At 63.6% G+C, this 15,516-nt stretch carries 14 protein-coding genes and 1 pseudogene; 5 read left to right on the top strand and 10 right to left on the bottom strand.

The features are described from left to right. Positions 1-58: 58 nt before the first annotated feature. The 4 genes from A477_RS0120890 to A477_RS0120875 all read left to right on the top strand — a co-directional run bounded on the left by A477_RS0120890 (position 59) and on the right by A477_RS0120875 (position 4,367). Complete coding sequence (locus tag A477_RS0120890) at positions 59-700, top strand: GntR family transcriptional regulator (protein ID WP_017200799.1); 642 nt, start codon at positions 59-61, stop codon at positions 698-700. A gap of 23 nt (positions 701-723) precedes the next feature. Beyond that, entirely contained in the window at positions 724-2,244 is a 1,521-nt protein-coding gene (locus tag A477_RS0120885) for an MmgE/PrpD family protein (protein ID WP_017200798.1), read from the top strand. Further along, positions 2,245-3,150 carry a methylisocitrate lyase gene (gene prpB, locus A477_RS0120880; RefSeq protein WP_017200797.1) on the top strand — a complete coding sequence of 302 codons (906 nt, stop codon included), beginning with the start codon at positions 2,245-2,247 and terminating at the stop codon, positions 3,148-3,150. A gap of 77 nt (positions 3,151-3,227) precedes the next feature. Next, on the top strand, positions 3,228-4,367 hold the full coding sequence (locus A477_RS0120875) for a bifunctional 2-methylcitrate synthase/citrate synthase (RefSeq protein WP_017200796.1): 1,140 nt from the start codon (positions 3,228-3,230) through the stop codon (positions 4,365-4,367). Between the two features lie 74 nt (positions 4,368-4,441). Here A477_RS0120875 and A477_RS0120870 read toward each other — a convergent pair whose 3' ends face one another. Further along, the gene (locus A477_RS0120870; RefSeq protein WP_017200795.1) at positions 4,442-4,945 is read right to left on the bottom strand and encodes an 8-oxo-dGTP diphosphatase; all 504 of its coding nucleotides are present in this window, start codon (positions 4,943-4,945) and stop codon (positions 4,442-4,444) included. A gap of 56 nt (positions 4,946-5,001) precedes the next feature. On the opposite strand from A477_RS0120870, the gene A477_RS0120865 reads away from it, so the two are divergent. After that, positions 5,002-5,760 (top strand): hypothetical protein, encoded by a 759-nt coding sequence (locus A477_RS0120865; RefSeq protein ID WP_017200794.1) that lies wholly within the window; start codon positions 5,002-5,004, stop codon positions 5,758-5,760. 25 nt (positions 5,761-5,785) lie between these two features. On the opposite strand, the gene xerD is transcribed toward A477_RS0120865, so the two are convergent. The 9 genes and pseudogenes from xerD to A477_RS23150 all read right to left on the bottom strand — a co-directional run. Next, positions 5,786-6,745, bottom strand: a complete 960-nt coding sequence (xerD, locus tag A477_RS0120860; RefSeq protein WP_044569417.1) for a site-specific tyrosine recombinase XerD — start codon at positions 6,743-6,745, stop codon at positions 5,786-5,788. 2 nt (positions 6,746-6,747) lie between these two features. Continuing rightward, the gene (locus A477_RS0120855; protein WP_017200792.1) at positions 6,748-7,410 is read right to left on the bottom strand and encodes an NUDIX domain-containing protein; all 663 of its coding nucleotides are present in this window, start codon (positions 7,408-7,410) and stop codon (positions 6,748-6,750) included. Positions 7,411-7,437: 27 nt separating this feature from the next. Beyond that, entirely contained in the window at positions 7,438-9,183 is a 1,746-nt protein-coding gene (gene pyrG / locus A477_RS0120850) for a CTP synthase (RefSeq protein ID WP_017200791.1), read from the bottom strand. A gap of 146 nt (positions 9,184-9,329) precedes the next feature. Further along, entirely contained in the window at positions 9,330-11,069 is a 1,740-nt protein-coding gene (recN, locus tag A477_RS0120845) for a DNA repair protein RecN (RefSeq protein WP_017200790.1), read from the bottom strand. 3 nt (positions 11,070-11,072) lie between these two features. After that, complete coding sequence (locus A477_RS0120840; protein WP_017200789.1) at positions 11,073-12,113, bottom strand: NAD kinase; 1,041 nt, start codon at positions 12,111-12,113, stop codon at positions 11,073-11,075. A 12-nt stretch (positions 12,114-12,125) separates the two neighbouring features. Continuing rightward, positions 12,126-12,938: a TlyA family RNA methyltransferase gene (locus A477_RS0120835; protein WP_017200788.1), complete on the bottom strand. Its 813-nt coding sequence runs from the start codon at positions 12,936-12,938 to the stop codon at positions 12,126-12,128. Between the two features lie 3 nt (positions 12,939-12,941). Beyond that, positions 12,942-13,220, bottom strand: a complete 279-nt coding sequence (locus A477_RS0120830; RefSeq protein WP_017200787.1) for a hypothetical protein — start codon at positions 13,218-13,220, stop codon at positions 12,942-12,944. Positions 13,221-13,229: 9 nt separating this feature from the next. Next, positions 13,230-14,216 carry an HAD-IIA family hydrolase gene (locus A477_RS0120825; protein WP_017200786.1) on the bottom strand — a complete coding sequence of 329 codons (987 nt, stop codon included), beginning with the start codon at positions 14,214-14,216 and terminating at the stop codon, positions 13,230-13,232. Then, positions 14,209-15,516, bottom strand: a pseudogene (locus tag A477_RS23150) (hypothetical protein); the annotation flags it as partial. The gene A477_RS0120825 and the pseudogene A477_RS23150, both read right to left, overlap by 8 nt.

Below are 15,516 nucleotides of genomic sequence, written 5' to 3'. Positions count from 1 at the left end.
ATGGGAAAATTGTCCCCTCCTAGTGGTTCAGTAGGCACTTTATGTATACACTGAGGGCATGCGCGCCAGTGATCGGGCCTACAACGTCCTCCGTGAAGACATCATTGAGTGGCGGCTGCGGCCGGGAACGGTCCTCGCGGAAGTGGAGCAGTCCGAACGCCTCGGCGTGTCCCGGACCCCGGTCCGGGAGGCGCTGGGCCGGCTGGCCGCTGAGGGATTGACGACGGCGGCAGGCGGCCGCGGTGTCGTCGTGACCGATATCTCGCTGGACAGCATCGACGAACTGTTCGAATTGCGCGAAACCCTGGAGGTGCGCGCCGCTGCCCTCGCTGCCCAGCGCGGCGAGCCCGGTGTTTTCGCTGAGCTGCATGCCCAACTGTTGCTGGCACCTGAACTACTTCGGGACCAGGATCCCGCACGCCACGAGTACTACGCCCTGGTAAGCCGGCTGGATGACGCCATCGATGCAGCGGTCTCCAATTCCTACCTGGCCAATGCCATGCGCAGCCTGCGCGTCCATCTGGTCCGGGTCCGCCGCTTGGCCGCCGATGACGCCGCCCGGCTCCACGCGGCCGCTGCCGAGCACGCGGCGATTGCCGAAGCCATCGCGGCGGGCAACCCGCGGCTGGCCGAAGCGGCCACCACAGTCCACCTGCACCGCAGCCTGACCCACGTCAAAGCCACCCACACGGCACGGTAGAACGTCCCACCAGAAGGAGCACCATGGTTAAGAACCATCACGTCCGCGTTTACAAGTCCGAGGAGAACCTCCCGCGCGAGGAGCAGTTGGCGCATAAGATCGCTGTGGTCGCCGCGGACACCGTCGAGGTAACCCCCGAGGTCACCGACATGGTGATTAACCGGATCATCGATAATGCTTCGGTGGCTATCGCCTCGCTGAACCGCGCGCCAATCGTCGCCGCCCGCGCGCAGGCACTGACCCACGCCCCGTCCGCCAACGGCAAGGGCGCCCACGTGTTCGGCATCGGCGAGCAGGTCTCCCCCGAGTGGGCCGCCTGGGCCAACGGTGTGGCCGTGCGCGAACTCGATTACCACGATACGTTCCTGGCAGCGGATTACTCCCACCCCGGGGACAACATCCCGCCGATCCTTGCCGTGGCCCAGCACGTTGGCTCCAACGGCGCCGACCTGGTCCGGGCCATCGCCACCGGCTACGAGATCCAGGTGAACCTGGTCAAGGCCATCTGCCTGCACAAGCACAAGATCGACCACGTCGCCCACCTCGGCCCCTCGGCCGCAGCCGGCATCGGCACGCTGCTCGGCCTGGACGTCGAAACCATTTTCCAGTCCGTGGGCCAGGCCCTGCACACCACCACCGCCACCCGGCAGTCCCGTAAGGGCGAGATCTCTACGTGGAAGGCCCACGCCCCGGCCTTCGCGGGCAAGATGGCCGTCGAAGCCGTGGACCGTTCCATGCGTGGCCAGACTTCCCCCGTGCCGATCTACGAAGGCGAAGACGGCGTGATCGCCTGGATGCTGGACGGCCCGGACGCCTCCTATGAGGTTCCGTTGCCGCTGCCCGGTGAAGCCAAGCGCGCCATCCTGGACACCTACACCAAGGAACACTCCGCTGAATACCAGGCCCAGGCATGGATCGACCTCGCCCGCAAACTCAACCGCGAGCACCCCGAAACCACCGATCCCGCCAACGTGGAATCCGTGCTGATCAAGACCAGCCACCACACCCACTACGTCATCGGTTCCGGCGCGAACGACCCCCAGAAGTACTCCCCCACCGCGTCCCGCGAAACCCTGGACCACTCCATCCCGTACATCTTCACCGTCGCCCTGCAGGACGGCGCGTGGCACCACGTGGATTCCTACGCCCCCGAACGCGCCGCCCGCCCTGACACCGTGGAACTGTGGCACAAGGTCACCACGGTGGAAGACCCGGAATGGACCCGCCGGTACCACTCCCTGGACATCGCGGAGAAGGCCTTCGGCGGCAGTGTTGTCATCACGCTCACGGATGGATCGGTGATCACCGATGAGATCGCCGTGGCCGATGCCCACCCCCTCGGTGCCCGGCCGTTCGCCCGCGAGCAGTACATCAACAAGTTCCGGACTCTTGCTGCTGGTTTGGTGGAGGAAGCCGAAATCGAAAGGTTCCTCGCCGCCGTCGAACGCGTCACCGAACTCGGCCCCGGCGAACTGGACCAACTGAACATCACCGCAGCACCCGGCGTGATCGACCTCACCAACGCACCCAAGGGATTGTTCTAAATGCTGTATTCCAAAGTCACCCCCGAACAGAAACGGCTCAAGCTCCGGGAGCTGCTGGCCTCCGGCACGGTGCAGCAGTTCCCGGGCGCGTTCAACCCCCTCTCGGCCCGGCTGATCGAGGAGAAAGGCTTCGCCGGGGTCTACATCTCCGGCGCGGTCCTGGCCAACGACCTCGGCTTGCCCGATATCGGCCTGACCACCCTCACCGAGGTGGCCACCCGGGCAGGGCAGATCGCACGGATGACGGACCTGCCCTCCCTGGTGGACGCGGACACCGGCTTTGGCGAGCCCATGAACGTGGCCCGGACCATCCAGGAACTCGAAAACGCGGGCCTGGCCGGCTGCCACATCGAGGACCAGTTCAACCCGAAACGCTGCGGCCACCTGGACGGCAAGAACGTGGTGGACATCGACACCGCCACCAAACGCATCCGCGCCGCAGCAGACGCCCGCCGGGACCCGAACTTCCTCATCATGGCCCGCACCGACATCCGCGCCGTCGAGGGAATCCAAGCCGCACAAGACCGGGCCCGTGCCCTCGTGGACGCCGGGGCGGACGCGATCTTCCCCGAAGCCATGCGTGATTTGAGCGAGTTCCAAGCCATTCGCGACGCAGTGAACGTGCCCGTCCTGGCCAACATGACCGAGTTCGGCAAAAGCGAGCTCTTCACCGTGGACCAACTCCAGGGCGTCGGCGTGAACATGGTCATCTACCCCGTCACCCTCCTCCGCATTGCCATGGGCGCTGCAGAGCGTACTCTGGAATCGATTAAGGCTGCGGGGACCCAAGAAGCGCAGGTGGAAAACATGCTCACGCGTGCGCGCCTCTACGAACTCGTCGACTACGAGGCATACAACCAATTCGATACCGGCGTATTCAACTTCCAGGTTCCTGGCATTCGCTAGGTCCCGGGATTCATACAGGGGAAAGCAGGCAGCCCGGGGCTTCCGGGCCGCTTGCACTATGAACGAAGGAGTTCAGCATGGCTGCTGAAGACATCAAAAAAGGCCTTGCCGGCGTCGTGGTGGACTACACCGCCGTCTCGAAGGTCAACCCGGACACCAACTCGCTCCTGTACCGCGGGTACCCGGTCCAGGAACTGGCCGCAAAGTGCAGCTTCGAAGAAGTCGCGTACCTGCTGTGGAACGGCGAATTGCCCGACGAAGCGCAGCTCGCCGGGTTCACAGCCCGCGAACGCGCAGGCCGTGCCCTGGACCCAGTGGTGAAGTCGGTAGTGGATACGTTGCCCACTACGGCGCACCCCATGGATGTCTGCCGCACGGCGGCATCCGTGCTCGGTGCCCGGCACGAGCTGGCCGAGGACTCCTCGCCCGAAGCGAACATGAAAAAGGCAATCGACCTCTGGGCGGCCATGCCCGCCGTGGTTGCCTACGACCAGCGCCGCCGCCACGGGCAGGAACCTGTTGAACCGCGTGAAGACCTGGACTACTCCGCCAACTTCCTCTGGATGACCTTCGGCGAAGAGCAGGTCCCCGAGGTGGTGGAGGCGTTCAACGTCTCGATGATCCTGTACGCGGAGCATTCCTTCAATGCCTCCACCTTCACCGCCCGCGTGGTCACGTCCACGTTGTCGGACCTCCACTCAGCGGTGACCGCCGCGATCGGCGCCCTCAAGGGCCCGCTGCACGGTGGCGCCAACGAAGCCGTGATGCACACGTTCGACGAGATCGGCATCCGTAGCGAAGAATCCCTCGAGGAAGCCGCCACCCGCGCCCGTGCTTGGATGGAAGACGCTTTGGCGCAGAAGAAGAAAGTCATGGGCTTCGGACACCGCGTCTACAAGCACGGTGACTCCCGGGTACCCACCATGAAAGCCGCGCTGGACAAGATGATCGCCCACTACGGCCGGCCTGAGCTCCTGGGTCTCTACAACGGGTTGGAGCAGGCCATGGACGAGGCCAAAGCCATCAAGCCCAACCTCGACTACCCGGCCGGCCCCACGTACCACCTCATGGGCTTCGACACCCCCACGTTCACCCCGTTGTTCGTCGCCAGCCGCATCACCGGTTGGACCGCCCACATCATGGAGCAGGTGGCCGCCAACTCCCTGATCCGTCCGCTGAGCGAATACAACGGGCCTGAAGAGCGGCACGTCCCCTGACGCGTCCCGAATTTCGGTGAAAAGTACGACGCCGGGCCGGTCACCGAAAGGTGACGGGCCCGGCGTCGTACCTGCTACTGCGACCGCTGAGGATCCACCCAATCCATGGTGTGGACGTCGGCCACATTCTCGTTGTCTGCCGCCAAGGCCACCCTTACGGCGATGCGCTGGCCGGAAATCATGGCCGGCAACCAGTGTTCCGCATCAGCCCACATCCGTTCGACCGGCAATTGCGCCACGGGGAACCATGCAGGGGCGATCTCGTCGCTTTCCGATGGCTCCCCCTCCCACTCGCGCGTCAGGAACACAGTGGTGGCCATGTTCCACTCCGGCCTCGCAGGAAACTCGAAATAGACAGTCCCAGCCGGAATCAGGTCTTTCGCGTGAACCACCACGTTGATCTCTTCCATGACCTCACGGCACGCAGCCTGGGAGGCAGTCTCCCCCGGTTCAACGTGCCCGCCAACCCCCACGACCTTGCCACGGCCGAAACCTGTCTTCTTGGTCCCGAGAAGGACATGTTCGCCGTCCGCGCCGGGGCGGAGGAGGAAGCACAAGGTCACATGGGCTGCAGTCATGCTGCCTACCTTAACCTGACCTCCCCTGCCGCTGCCGCCATTGCTACAGTGAGCCCATGACTGAAGGTGGGGGCAATGGGCGAGCCCAAGTGGCAGCCGTCGACGGCGTTGGAGAACCAGCGCCCAAGGACGGTTCGGGGGCAGGAGAGACCGTCCCCAAAGCTAAACCTGAACGGGACGCTTGGTTGCCCCGTTGGCTCGTGGCACACCCCCTCTATGCTGGGTGGGCCTGGACGGTGGTTTGGGCCGGGCTGATCGTTTTGGACGAAGTGGTGGACCTGGCCGGATGGACCTGGTACCTGCTGGTCCTCGTGGCCGCGCTACCCACCTTGATCTCTACGCTGGTGGTGCTGCATGCCACGCCGCGAAGCCACCTCAGGGCAGTCGATGCGACCGTCTTGGGCCACTTCTTTGTCCGCTTCCTTGCACTAGTGGCAGCATTCATGGTTTGGGCGGCCTCAGTGGTGATGAGTGCCTCCATCTCCACCACCATCCAGTCCGTGATCGGCGATTCAGAAAAGGAAGTCACAGCACTGGGCTTCAATCTCATGCTGGCCGCGGTTCCGCTGGTGCTCTCCATCCTGTGGATGGCGTTCATCGTCCGCTGTGCGTGGTTCCTGCGGCGGCTGCGAGGCTGGCGTCAGATACCACTGAAGACACGCGTGCCCAAGAAATTCCTCCGCGGACGCCCCCGACTCAAGCGCGTGGTGGTAGGGCTGGCCCACCCAGGGCTCTTGCTGGTAGCTGGCTTGGGGACCTCGCTGCTGGCGCTGTTCGTCGACGCCGTGGAGCTGACGCTGAACGTGCTCGAGTAATCCGGGCACTCATCAAACGCCTGGGCTATCCGAGCGCCCTGGGATGCGCCGCTGCGTAGACCTCACGCAACGTGTCTGCGGTGACCAGCGTATAGACCTGGGTGGTGGTCACGGACGCGTGCCCCAGCAGTTCCTGTACCACCCTGACGTCGGCCCCACCCTCGAGGAGGTGGGTGGCGAAGGAGTGGCGCAGCGTGTGTGGCGAGACATCTTTGGTGATATTGGCCTTCTCGGCGGCGGTCTTGAGTATGGTCCACGCACTCTGCCTGCTGATCCGGCCACCCCTGGCGTTGAGGAACAGCGCCGGGGAACCTTTGCCCTTGGACGCCAGCAACGGCCTACCGCGGACAACATAGGCTCCGACGGCGCGGGCGCCGTAAGAGCCCAGGGGCACCAAGCGTTCCTTGGAACCCTTGCCGAACAACCGCACGATGGCAGGGTCACCGCCGGTGTCTTCGAGGGAGACGTCATCGACGTCCAACCCCACGGCCTCGCTGATGCGGGCACCCGTGGAGTACAGGAATTCAAGCAGTGCACGGTCTCGCAGACCGGTAGCGCTATCTGAGCCGGCAGCTTCCAGGATGCGCGTCACTTCGCCGACGCTGATGGCTTTTGGAAGCCGCTTGCCCGGCATTGGTGGGTGGACATCGCTGGCTGGGTCCGCCGTCGTGGTTCCTTCCAGCGCCCAAAACTTGTGGAGGCCACGCACAGCTACCACTGTGCGTGCAGCGGAGCGGACCCCCAGCGCGGCGGCGCCGTCGGAACCGTCGGACAAGGCCTGCACGAAACCCGTCACGTGATGCCGTGTGATGTTTCCTGGCTGATCCACTCCTTGCGCGGCGAGGAAATTCGAATACCGGGCGAGGTCCCTGCGGTACGCGGACAGCGTGTTCGCCGCCAAGCCGCGCTCCACGCCGACGTGCTGCAGATAGTCGGTTACTGCACGGTCAACGCCATTGACGGTACGAGCGGCGGCCTCAGCCATGCTCAGCGCTGGCTTGGGTGAGCCGGCCAAGGCGCATTGGCTGGACGAAGACTGGTGAAGCCATCAGCCTTCGCGGCAGCGGCCGCAAGGATCCCCAGCACCGCTGACGGATTATGCAGCCGGCCTTCCAGCACGGCTTTAACGGCGTCGTCGAGCGGCACCCAGTGGAGTTCAATTTCTGCTTCTTCATCGGTGCGGACATGCCGGTCCGCCAAGGGAACGTCACTGAGGCCTCGAGCCAAGTAGATTCGGACCGCCTCGCTGGAGGAACCCGGCGAGTTGAAAAAGTCCACAAGGACATTCCACGTAGCCGCAACCAGGTCGGCTTCCTCCGCCAGTTCCCGCGCCGCGCCCACCACGAAGTCCTCGCCTTCGACGTCCAGCAGTCCAGCGGGAATCTCCCACAGATCCATGGCCACCGGATGCCGGTACTGCTTCAGCAGCAGAATCTCGCCGTCTACGTTCATGGGTAGCACCGCTACTGCACCGGGGTGGTCAATGTAGTCACGAACCAAGGTATCCGTACCGTCGCTGAGTTGGAACGAATCGCTGACAACGTCCCAAATGCGGCCTTCGTATACCTTGCTGGTAGACAAAAGACGGCGCGGGCTCGGCATGTCCGAAACCTGCCTTGATATGCGGGGGGTTTCAGAAATACCGGGCATCGCGCCGTCCTTCGTTAGTAATTGCGTTTACTTGGCAGCTACCGTGCGGGCACCGGTCTTGGTGGCCACGGGCGCACCTTCACGACGCTCCAGGGCAGCCTTGACCAAACCTGCGAACAGCGGGTGGGGGCGCGTGGGGCGGGAGCTGAGCTCCGGGTGCGCCTGCGTTGCCACGTAGTACGGGTGGACTTCGCGGGGAAGCTCCACATATTCCACAAGCTTGCCGTCAGGGGAAGTACCGGAGAACACCAAGCCCTCGGCAGCGATCTGGTCGCGGTACTTGTTGTTGACCTCGTAGCGGTGGCGGTGCCGTTCGCTGACGGTGGTGGTGCCGTAGGTTTCGGCAATGACCGAGCCTTCGTCCAGCTTGGCTTCGTAGAGGCCAAGGCGCATGGTGCCGCCGAGGTCTCCCTTGCCTTCCACGATGTCCAACTGCTCTTCCATGGTGGCAATAACCGGGTACTTCGAGTCGGGCTCGAACTCGCTGGAGGAAGCACCTTCAAGGCCAACCACGTTGCGGGCGTACTCGATCACCATGCACTGCAGGCCCAGGCACAGGCCCAGGACCGGGAGCTTGGTTTCACGGGCGAACTTCAAAGCGCCAAGCTTGCCTTCGAGGCCGCGGATACCGAAGCCGCCGGGAACGCAAATGGCGTCTACGCCAGCCAAGGCCTTGGTGGCGCCTGCCAGGGTTTCACATTCGTCCGAGGGGACCCAGCGGATCTTGACCTTGGCTTCGTTGGCAAAACCACCGGCGCGGAGAGCCTCGGTGACCGAAAGGTAGGCGTCCGGGAGGTCGATGTACTTGCCCACAAGGGCAACCTCGACCTCGTGCTTGGGGTTGTGAACAGCTTCAAGCAGCTTGTCCCACTTGCTCCAGTCAACGTCCTTGAACGGCAGATCCAATGCACGGACGATGTAGGAGTCCAAACCCTGCGAGTGCAGGGTCTTCGGGATGTCGTAAATGCTGGGAGCGTCAGCGGCATTAACCACGGCGTCGATGTCGACGTCGCACATACGGCCGATCTTCTCACGCATGGCATCGGGCACCTCGCGGTCCGAGCGGATCACGATTGCTTCAGGCTGGATACCAATGGAGCGGAGTGCAGCCACGGAGTGCTGGGTGGGCTTGGTCTTTAGTTCCTGGGAAGGACCGATGTACGGCACCAGTGAAACATGCAGGAAGAAGACATTGTTGCGGCCCACGTCCTGGCGAACCTGGCGTGCAGACTCAAGGAACGGCTGCGATTCGATGTCGCCCACGGTGCCACCGATTTCGGTGATGATGACGTCCGGAGCATTCTTGCCTTCGGCGGGCAGGCGCATGCGGCGCTTGATTTCGTCGGTGATGTGGGGAATGACCTGTACGGTATCTCCGAGGTATTCGCCGCGACGTTCCTTGGCGATGACTGTGGAGTAGATCTGGCCCGTTGTGACGTTGGCCGAACCTTCGAGGTTTTCATCGAGGAAGCGCTCGTAGTGTCCGATGTCGAGGTCTGTTTCGGCGCCGTCATCAGTCACGAAAACTTCGCCGTGCTGGAAGGGGTTCATCGTGCCCGGATCCACGTTCAGATAGGGATCGAGCTTCTGCATAGTTACAGACAAACCACGTGCCCGCAGCAGGTGACCGAGGCTGGAAGCCGTCAGACCCTTACCGAGCGAGGACGCCACACCACCGGTGACGAAGATGTGTTTGGTCGTCTTGGACGAGCCCGGGAACCGGGAATTTACACGGGAATTTGATCGCTGCACCACGGAATTCGAGCTTATCATCAATTACGCCTTCCAAGCGTCCGTTCGGATTCCCCAAATGGTCAATAGTTGCTCACCGCCGCATTCCAAGCAAGACCCGGGCGGGATTAAGTGCACCGGTGTGATTGTGCTCGCACTAGCCTTCGGCTCTCAACCCGCCCGCAACACTAGGCGCGCTGCGGCAGTAGTTTCGCGTCGTCCAACAATTCCTGGGCATGCGCCTGTGCACTCTCGGAATCCTCTTGACCGGCCAGCATGCGGGCAAGCTCCTTGACCCGCTCGTCGTCGCTAAGAAGCTGCACGTCGCTGGACGTGAAGCCCGTGGTGGTCTTCCCATCAGCGCCACGCACGGAAGTTTTGGTCACGCGGATATGTTGATCGGCGAATGCCGCTACCTGGGGCAGGTGTGTCACCACCAGGACCTGGACGTGCCGGGCTAGCATGGCCAGCCTCCGGCCGATTTCGACGGCGGCACGCCCACCCACGCCAGCGTCCACCTCATCAAAGACGAACGTGGGGACGGGATCCACAGCGGCAAGTACTACCTCGATTGCCAACATCACCCTGGACAGTTCACCGCCGGAGGCACCCTTGCCCAGTGGCCGCGCCGGAGCGCCTGAGTGAGGTTGGAGGAGGAAGGCGATCTCGTCGGTGCCCCACGGGCCCAACGCGCCGGTGCCGTCCACCTCGATGACCAATGTTGCATCCGCCATGGCCAGGGCCTTCAGCTCGGCGCTGACCCTGGCTGAGAGGTCCTTGGAAGCTTTGAGGCGGGCTTTGGTGATGGCAGCGGCCAGCTTGCGCAGGGCGGCCTCCGCAGAACCCACCTCAGCGTCCAAGGACTCGATACGGCTGGAGTCATCCTGCAACTCGTCCAGGCGTGTCCTCGCTGCAGCTGCCCAGTCAAGCACTTCATCAATGCTCGGTGCGTACTTTCGGATCAGCTTCGCAAGGGCAGCGCGGCGTTCCTCGATTTCGGAGAGCCGTTCGGGGCCTTCAGTATCCAGCGCTGCCTGGTAGCTGGACAACTCGGCGGCGATGTCATTGAGGAGGAAGCCCACCTCGGCAAGCCGGGTTGCTGCGGAACGGAGTTCCTCGTCGTGCTCCGCCACGTGCTCCAATGTCCGTTTGGCCGCATCCACCATGGTGGTTGCATCCCCGGCGTCTCCGAATTCTTCGGCAATGAGCGACTCATGGGCCGCGGCGGCCGCCAAACGGAGTTCTTCCACGTTGGCCAGTTTGACGGCCTCGGCCTTGAGTGTCTCGTCCTCGCCGGGCTGTGGATCCACCTCATCGATTTCCTTGAGGGCTGCGTCCAGGGATTCAGCCTCCCGCAAACGCTCGCGGGCTTCGCTGCGCAGGGTTTCGAGTTCGGACTGGATGGCCTTCCAGTGGTTGAACAGTTCCTGATACTCCCCCAGCGTCTTGGCGAGAGGTGCTCCGGCAAACCTGTCCAAGGCGTGGCGCTGTGCGGTGGCGCTCTTGAGCCGGATCTGGTCCGACTGGCCGTGGACCACCACCAGGCTCTCGCCCAACTCAGCCAAAACGCCCACCGGTGCCGCACGTCCGCCAACATAAGCCCGGCTACGGCCGTCGGCACCTACGGTGCGGGCCAGCAGGAGCTCAGCAACGCCGTCGAACTCTTCCGCCTCCCCGCCGGCTTCCTTGGCGCGTTCCACCGCACTATGAGCCGGATGCAGCTTCAGTACGGCCTCCGCCGAGGCGGATTTGGCTCCACTCCGAACAGCACCGGCGTCCGAACGTGCGCCAAGAAGGAGTCCGACGGCGGTCACCACCATGGTCTTGCCCGCACCGGTTTCGCCGGTGACGACGCTGAGGCCGGGCCCCAGCGGCAGGGCGGCGTCGGTTATGACGCCGAGGTCACGGATTCGGAGTTCTTCGAGCATGTTTCACTTCGCATTCGTGGGGTCTGATGGCTCACCGTGCCCCAGGTCCGGGGACGTTCCGGAGTCCCGGGGGCTGGGCAACGGTGCCGGTGACAGTGTGCGGATGACAGGGATGGGTCCGGTGTGCACTTCGCCGCTCCGAGGGGCCGGGCCGCGCCAGCCGTGGATGGGAAGCTGGAACTTGCGGACAAGCCGGGCTGAGAACGGCGTCTTGTGCGTCCGCGCCAGCCGCACCGGGGTTGCCGAGCGCGTTACTTCCACACGCGCTCCGGGCGGGAGGTCCACCGACCGTCGGCCATCGCACCAGAGGACCCCCAAGGCGTCTGTCCGGTTCATGATTTCGACCGCCAACTTGGAACGGGGTGACACCACCAGAGGCTTGGCGAAAAGTGCGTGCGCACTGATCGGAACGATGACCAAAGCCTCAACCTCAGGCCACACAACGGGGCCACCTGAAGAAAAAGCGTAGGCCGTGGAACCAGTGGGCGTCGCCAGGACAACGCCATCACAGCCGAACGACGTCAAAGGACGCTCGTCAACCTCGGTGACCACTTCCAACATGCGTTCGCGGTTGGCCTTCTCAATGGCAGCCTCGTTCAAAGCCCACGTGTGCCAAATCTTTTGGCCCTTGACCCACACCTGCACATCGATGGTCATGCGTTCTTCCACCGTGTATTGGCGGCTGGCTATCCACTCCACGGTCTGTGCCAGATCGGCCCGTTCACTCTCCGCGAGGAAACCCACGTGACCCAGGTTGACCCCCAGCAACGGGACGTCGACTTCACGGACCAGCTCAGCTGCGCGGAGGATGGTGCCATCGCCGCCCAAGACCATCACCAGTTCCACGTCTTCCAGATTGACGTGATCGTTGAGGATCTCGATGGGCGTGTCGAGGGCACCAAAGAATCGTTCGATGTCTGCGAGTTCGGACTTCTGCAGCACGGGAACCAGGCCAGAGGCATGCAGTTGCGTACAGGCATCCCACGCTGCGCGGAGCGATTCCTCCCGCCCAGTGTGGGCAAGGACAAGTACACGCCTGCTCATCGAATCTGCTTTCTAGTGGTTCGGCCAGAGTTTCATGATCAATGCAGCAACGTCCTCGTCCCGCTCTTCGATCTTAGGCAACACCGAGGACATACTGCGCGTCATCCACAGGAAGTATTCAACATTTCCGTCCTGCCCGGGAAGCGGACTGGCTGCCAGGTCTCGAAGTTCAAGGCCGGCATCCACTGCTGCGCGGGCCACTTGGGCGACCGCCCGCCGTCGTTCATTCTCTGAGGACACCACTCCGGTTCGGCTCAGACGCTCTTTGCCAACTTCAAACTGCGGTTTGACCATAAGGACTAAATCGCCGCCCGGCTCGGTGCACTGCGCAAGCGGCCACAGGACCAGCGTCAACGAGATGAAGGACAAGTCAGCCACCGTCAGCTGCGCCGGGCCGCCAATCTGCTCCGGAGTCATGTATCTGACGTTGAGGCCTTCGTGAACCTCCACCTTGGGATCCTCCCGAAGGTGCCTGACCAGTTGGCCGTGCCCCACGTCCACCGCCACTACTGTGGAGGCACCCTGCCGCAGCAGGACGTCGGTGAAACCACCCGTGGAGGCTCCGGCGTCGAGGCACCGCTTCCCGGAAACCACGACGGCGGGAAACGCCTTCAGCGCGCCGGCCAACTTATGCCCGGCGCGGCTGACGTAGATGTCCTCCAGGTGGGACTCGACATCCAACTCTGTCGTAGCATCCACTTGGTGGGCGGCTTTGATGAGGACGTTACCGCCCGAGCTGACCTTGCCGTCACTGATGAGCTTGGCGGCATGGGTACGGGACCTCGCCAGCCCACGGGTGACGAGTTCCTGATCAAGTCTTGGCATGCGTTAGCTGTCGCCTTCCGGGCGGGGATCGCTGGGGGTGCTTTTAGGGACTGCCGGAAGCCCAGGTTCGGCGTCCAAGGCTTCCAACAAAGCGTCATGGACGGCGGCGTAAAGCTCCCCGTGGTCCGGCACAGGCGAATCCGCGACGTCGCCCAGCAGGCCGAGGGCGCTGTCCACCAGAGGATCGCCTGTGGGACGTGCAGCGTCAGGCCACTGGACCGCAGCTCGCTCCGGTCCAGCATGTTCTGAGTGTTGGGGCTCGGAGTGTTGGGGCTCGGTCATCGCACCAGTCTAGTGATTTCGCCATTCCAGCCGCGGCGCATATGCCACGTCCGTGTCCGGAACCGCTGCCCACCAGGCAGCGCATGCGGCGCGCCACGCATCGAGGTCGCTCTCAAGGCCATTCACAGTGACGGACCCGTCCCCGGCAACCGCAGTGGCAGAACCGCAACGGAACGTGCCGCCGTCGCTGCCAATCTCCGGATACGGTGCGTAGAGGCCTTCCAAGTCTGCCAGTAGGTAATCCGGACGTTCATCAGTCCGCGCAGCAATGATGGTGTGGGTGGTGTCCACACCGGTGAGGACGGCCGCCGTCGCAAATCCTGCACGGTTGCCACCCAGGATGTCTGTGTCCAAACGGTCGCCTACAACCAGCGGACGATCAGCGTGTAGCCGTTTTGCCGCAGCGTGGAAAAGAGGGGCTTCGGGCTTGCCGGCCACCAAAGGCGTCTTGCCCGTGGCAGCCGCCACCGCGGCAACCAGCGTTCCATTACCCGGTGCCATGCCCCGGGCCTGCGGGATGGACATGTCCGTGTTGGTGGCAAACCACATGGCTCCCCCCGCTACGACATATGACGCCTCCGCCAGATCCTTCCACCCAATCTCCGGGTTGAAACCCTGGACCACCGCAACCGGTGATTCGGCAGCACTATGCACCGGCTTGAGTCCCACCAATTCGATCTCATGTGCCAGTGCCGCGCTGCCGGTGATGAGGACATGCGCCCCCGCAGGCAGCATGGAAGCCAGAAGCTCCCCTGCTGCCTGGGAGGAGCTGACCACTTGGTGGTCCTCCGCCGGCGCACCGAGCTCACGCAGATGCGCCGCGACCTGGGCCGGGGTGCGGGAGGCGTTGTTTGTCACGTAGCCCAGGCCGACGCCTACGGTTTCGAGACGCTGCAATGACTCCACAGCCCCGGGGATGGCGTGCGGTCCTGCATAGACCACTCCGTCCAGGTCTGAAAGGACAGCATCAAACGATGAGATCAGTGAATCAGCCATGCTGGGAGTCGGAGCCCTCGTTCTCGGTGTCGTCGTCTTTTGCTTCTGCGTCGTCTTCCGCTGAATCGATATCCGATTCAGCGTCATCAGATTCGAAGTAATCCGACTCGACATCGTCAAGCTCAACGTCGTCATGCTCGACATCAGCGGCTGCGGCCTCAACAAGCACCGTCTCCGTTTCAGCCTTCACGACGTCGGCGTCCGGGGCAGGCTTCTCGAAGCGCGGCTTACGCGCAGCTGCTTCTTCCTGCTCGTCCCAGCCAAGGTCCAGAATCTCGGGCTCAGCGAAGTCGCCCACACCCAAAGCGTTCTCAGCAACGAGGGCCTGTCGTGCCCACTTATCCGCTTCCTCGGTGCGACCCACCGCGCTGAGAGCTTCAGCGTATGCACGGAAGAGGCGCGGGCTGTATGAGAAGGCCCGGTTGATGTCCAGTTGCGGGATCTCAAGCTCGCTGACGGCCGCATCAAACTGCTTGAGGTCAGCACGCGCACCAGAAGCCACGATGGCGAGCTCAACCTTGCCCGGAGCGTCAAGATCCTGGGCTTCGGGAGAGCGCACCATGTCAAGGGCGCGATCGGGGCGGCCAAGGCCACGCTCGCAGTCAGCCATCACCGGCAAATGCACGTTGGATCCACTGATGCGGCGGTACGTACGGAATTCACGCAGCGCCTCACCGTAGTGGCCGGCAGCGTATGCAGTCAGGCCAACCGCTTCACGCACTGCAGAGAGGCGACCGCCGCGGCGGCTTGCAGCCAAGGCGTGCTGGAATGCGAGCTCGGGTTCAATGTCGATCAGGCGGCCAGCCATGACCAGGTGCTTTGCGACCCACCCGGCGCTCTGCTCCTCAAGGGTCTTGATCTGGTGGCCAGTGGCGCGGTCCAGTTCCTTGCCAGTGACGTCCTCGTCAATCTCGGGAGAGCGTTCGCGGTCCGGACGGTTGGCGCTGCGGATGTCCTTGGCATTGGGGACCCGGGCAGGACGTTCTTCCCACGAACCGCCGCGCTCAGGACGATCACCGAAGGGCTTACGGTCGCCACGGTCGCCGAAAGGCTTGCGGTCACGGTCGCCGCCGAAGGACCGGCGCTCATCGTTGTCACGACGGGGGCCATCAAAGTTCCGCGGTCCACGCTCGGGACGATCACCGAAGGGCTTACGGTCGCCACGGTCGTTGTTGAAGGGACGACGCTCACCATCGCGAGCCGGACGGTCACCGCGGTCGCCGAAAGGCTTGCGGTCACGGTCGCCGCCGAAGGACCGGCGCTCATCGTTGTCACGACGGGGGCCATCAAAGTTCCGCGG

This window comes from Arthrobacter sp. M2012083, assembly GCF_000281065.1.
GTDB lineage: Bacteria > Actinomycetota > Actinomycetes > Actinomycetales > Micrococcaceae > Arthrobacter.
The sequence above is the reverse complement of the archived record's forward strand: the minus strand, read 5'-3'. Positions and strand labels throughout refer to the sequence as shown.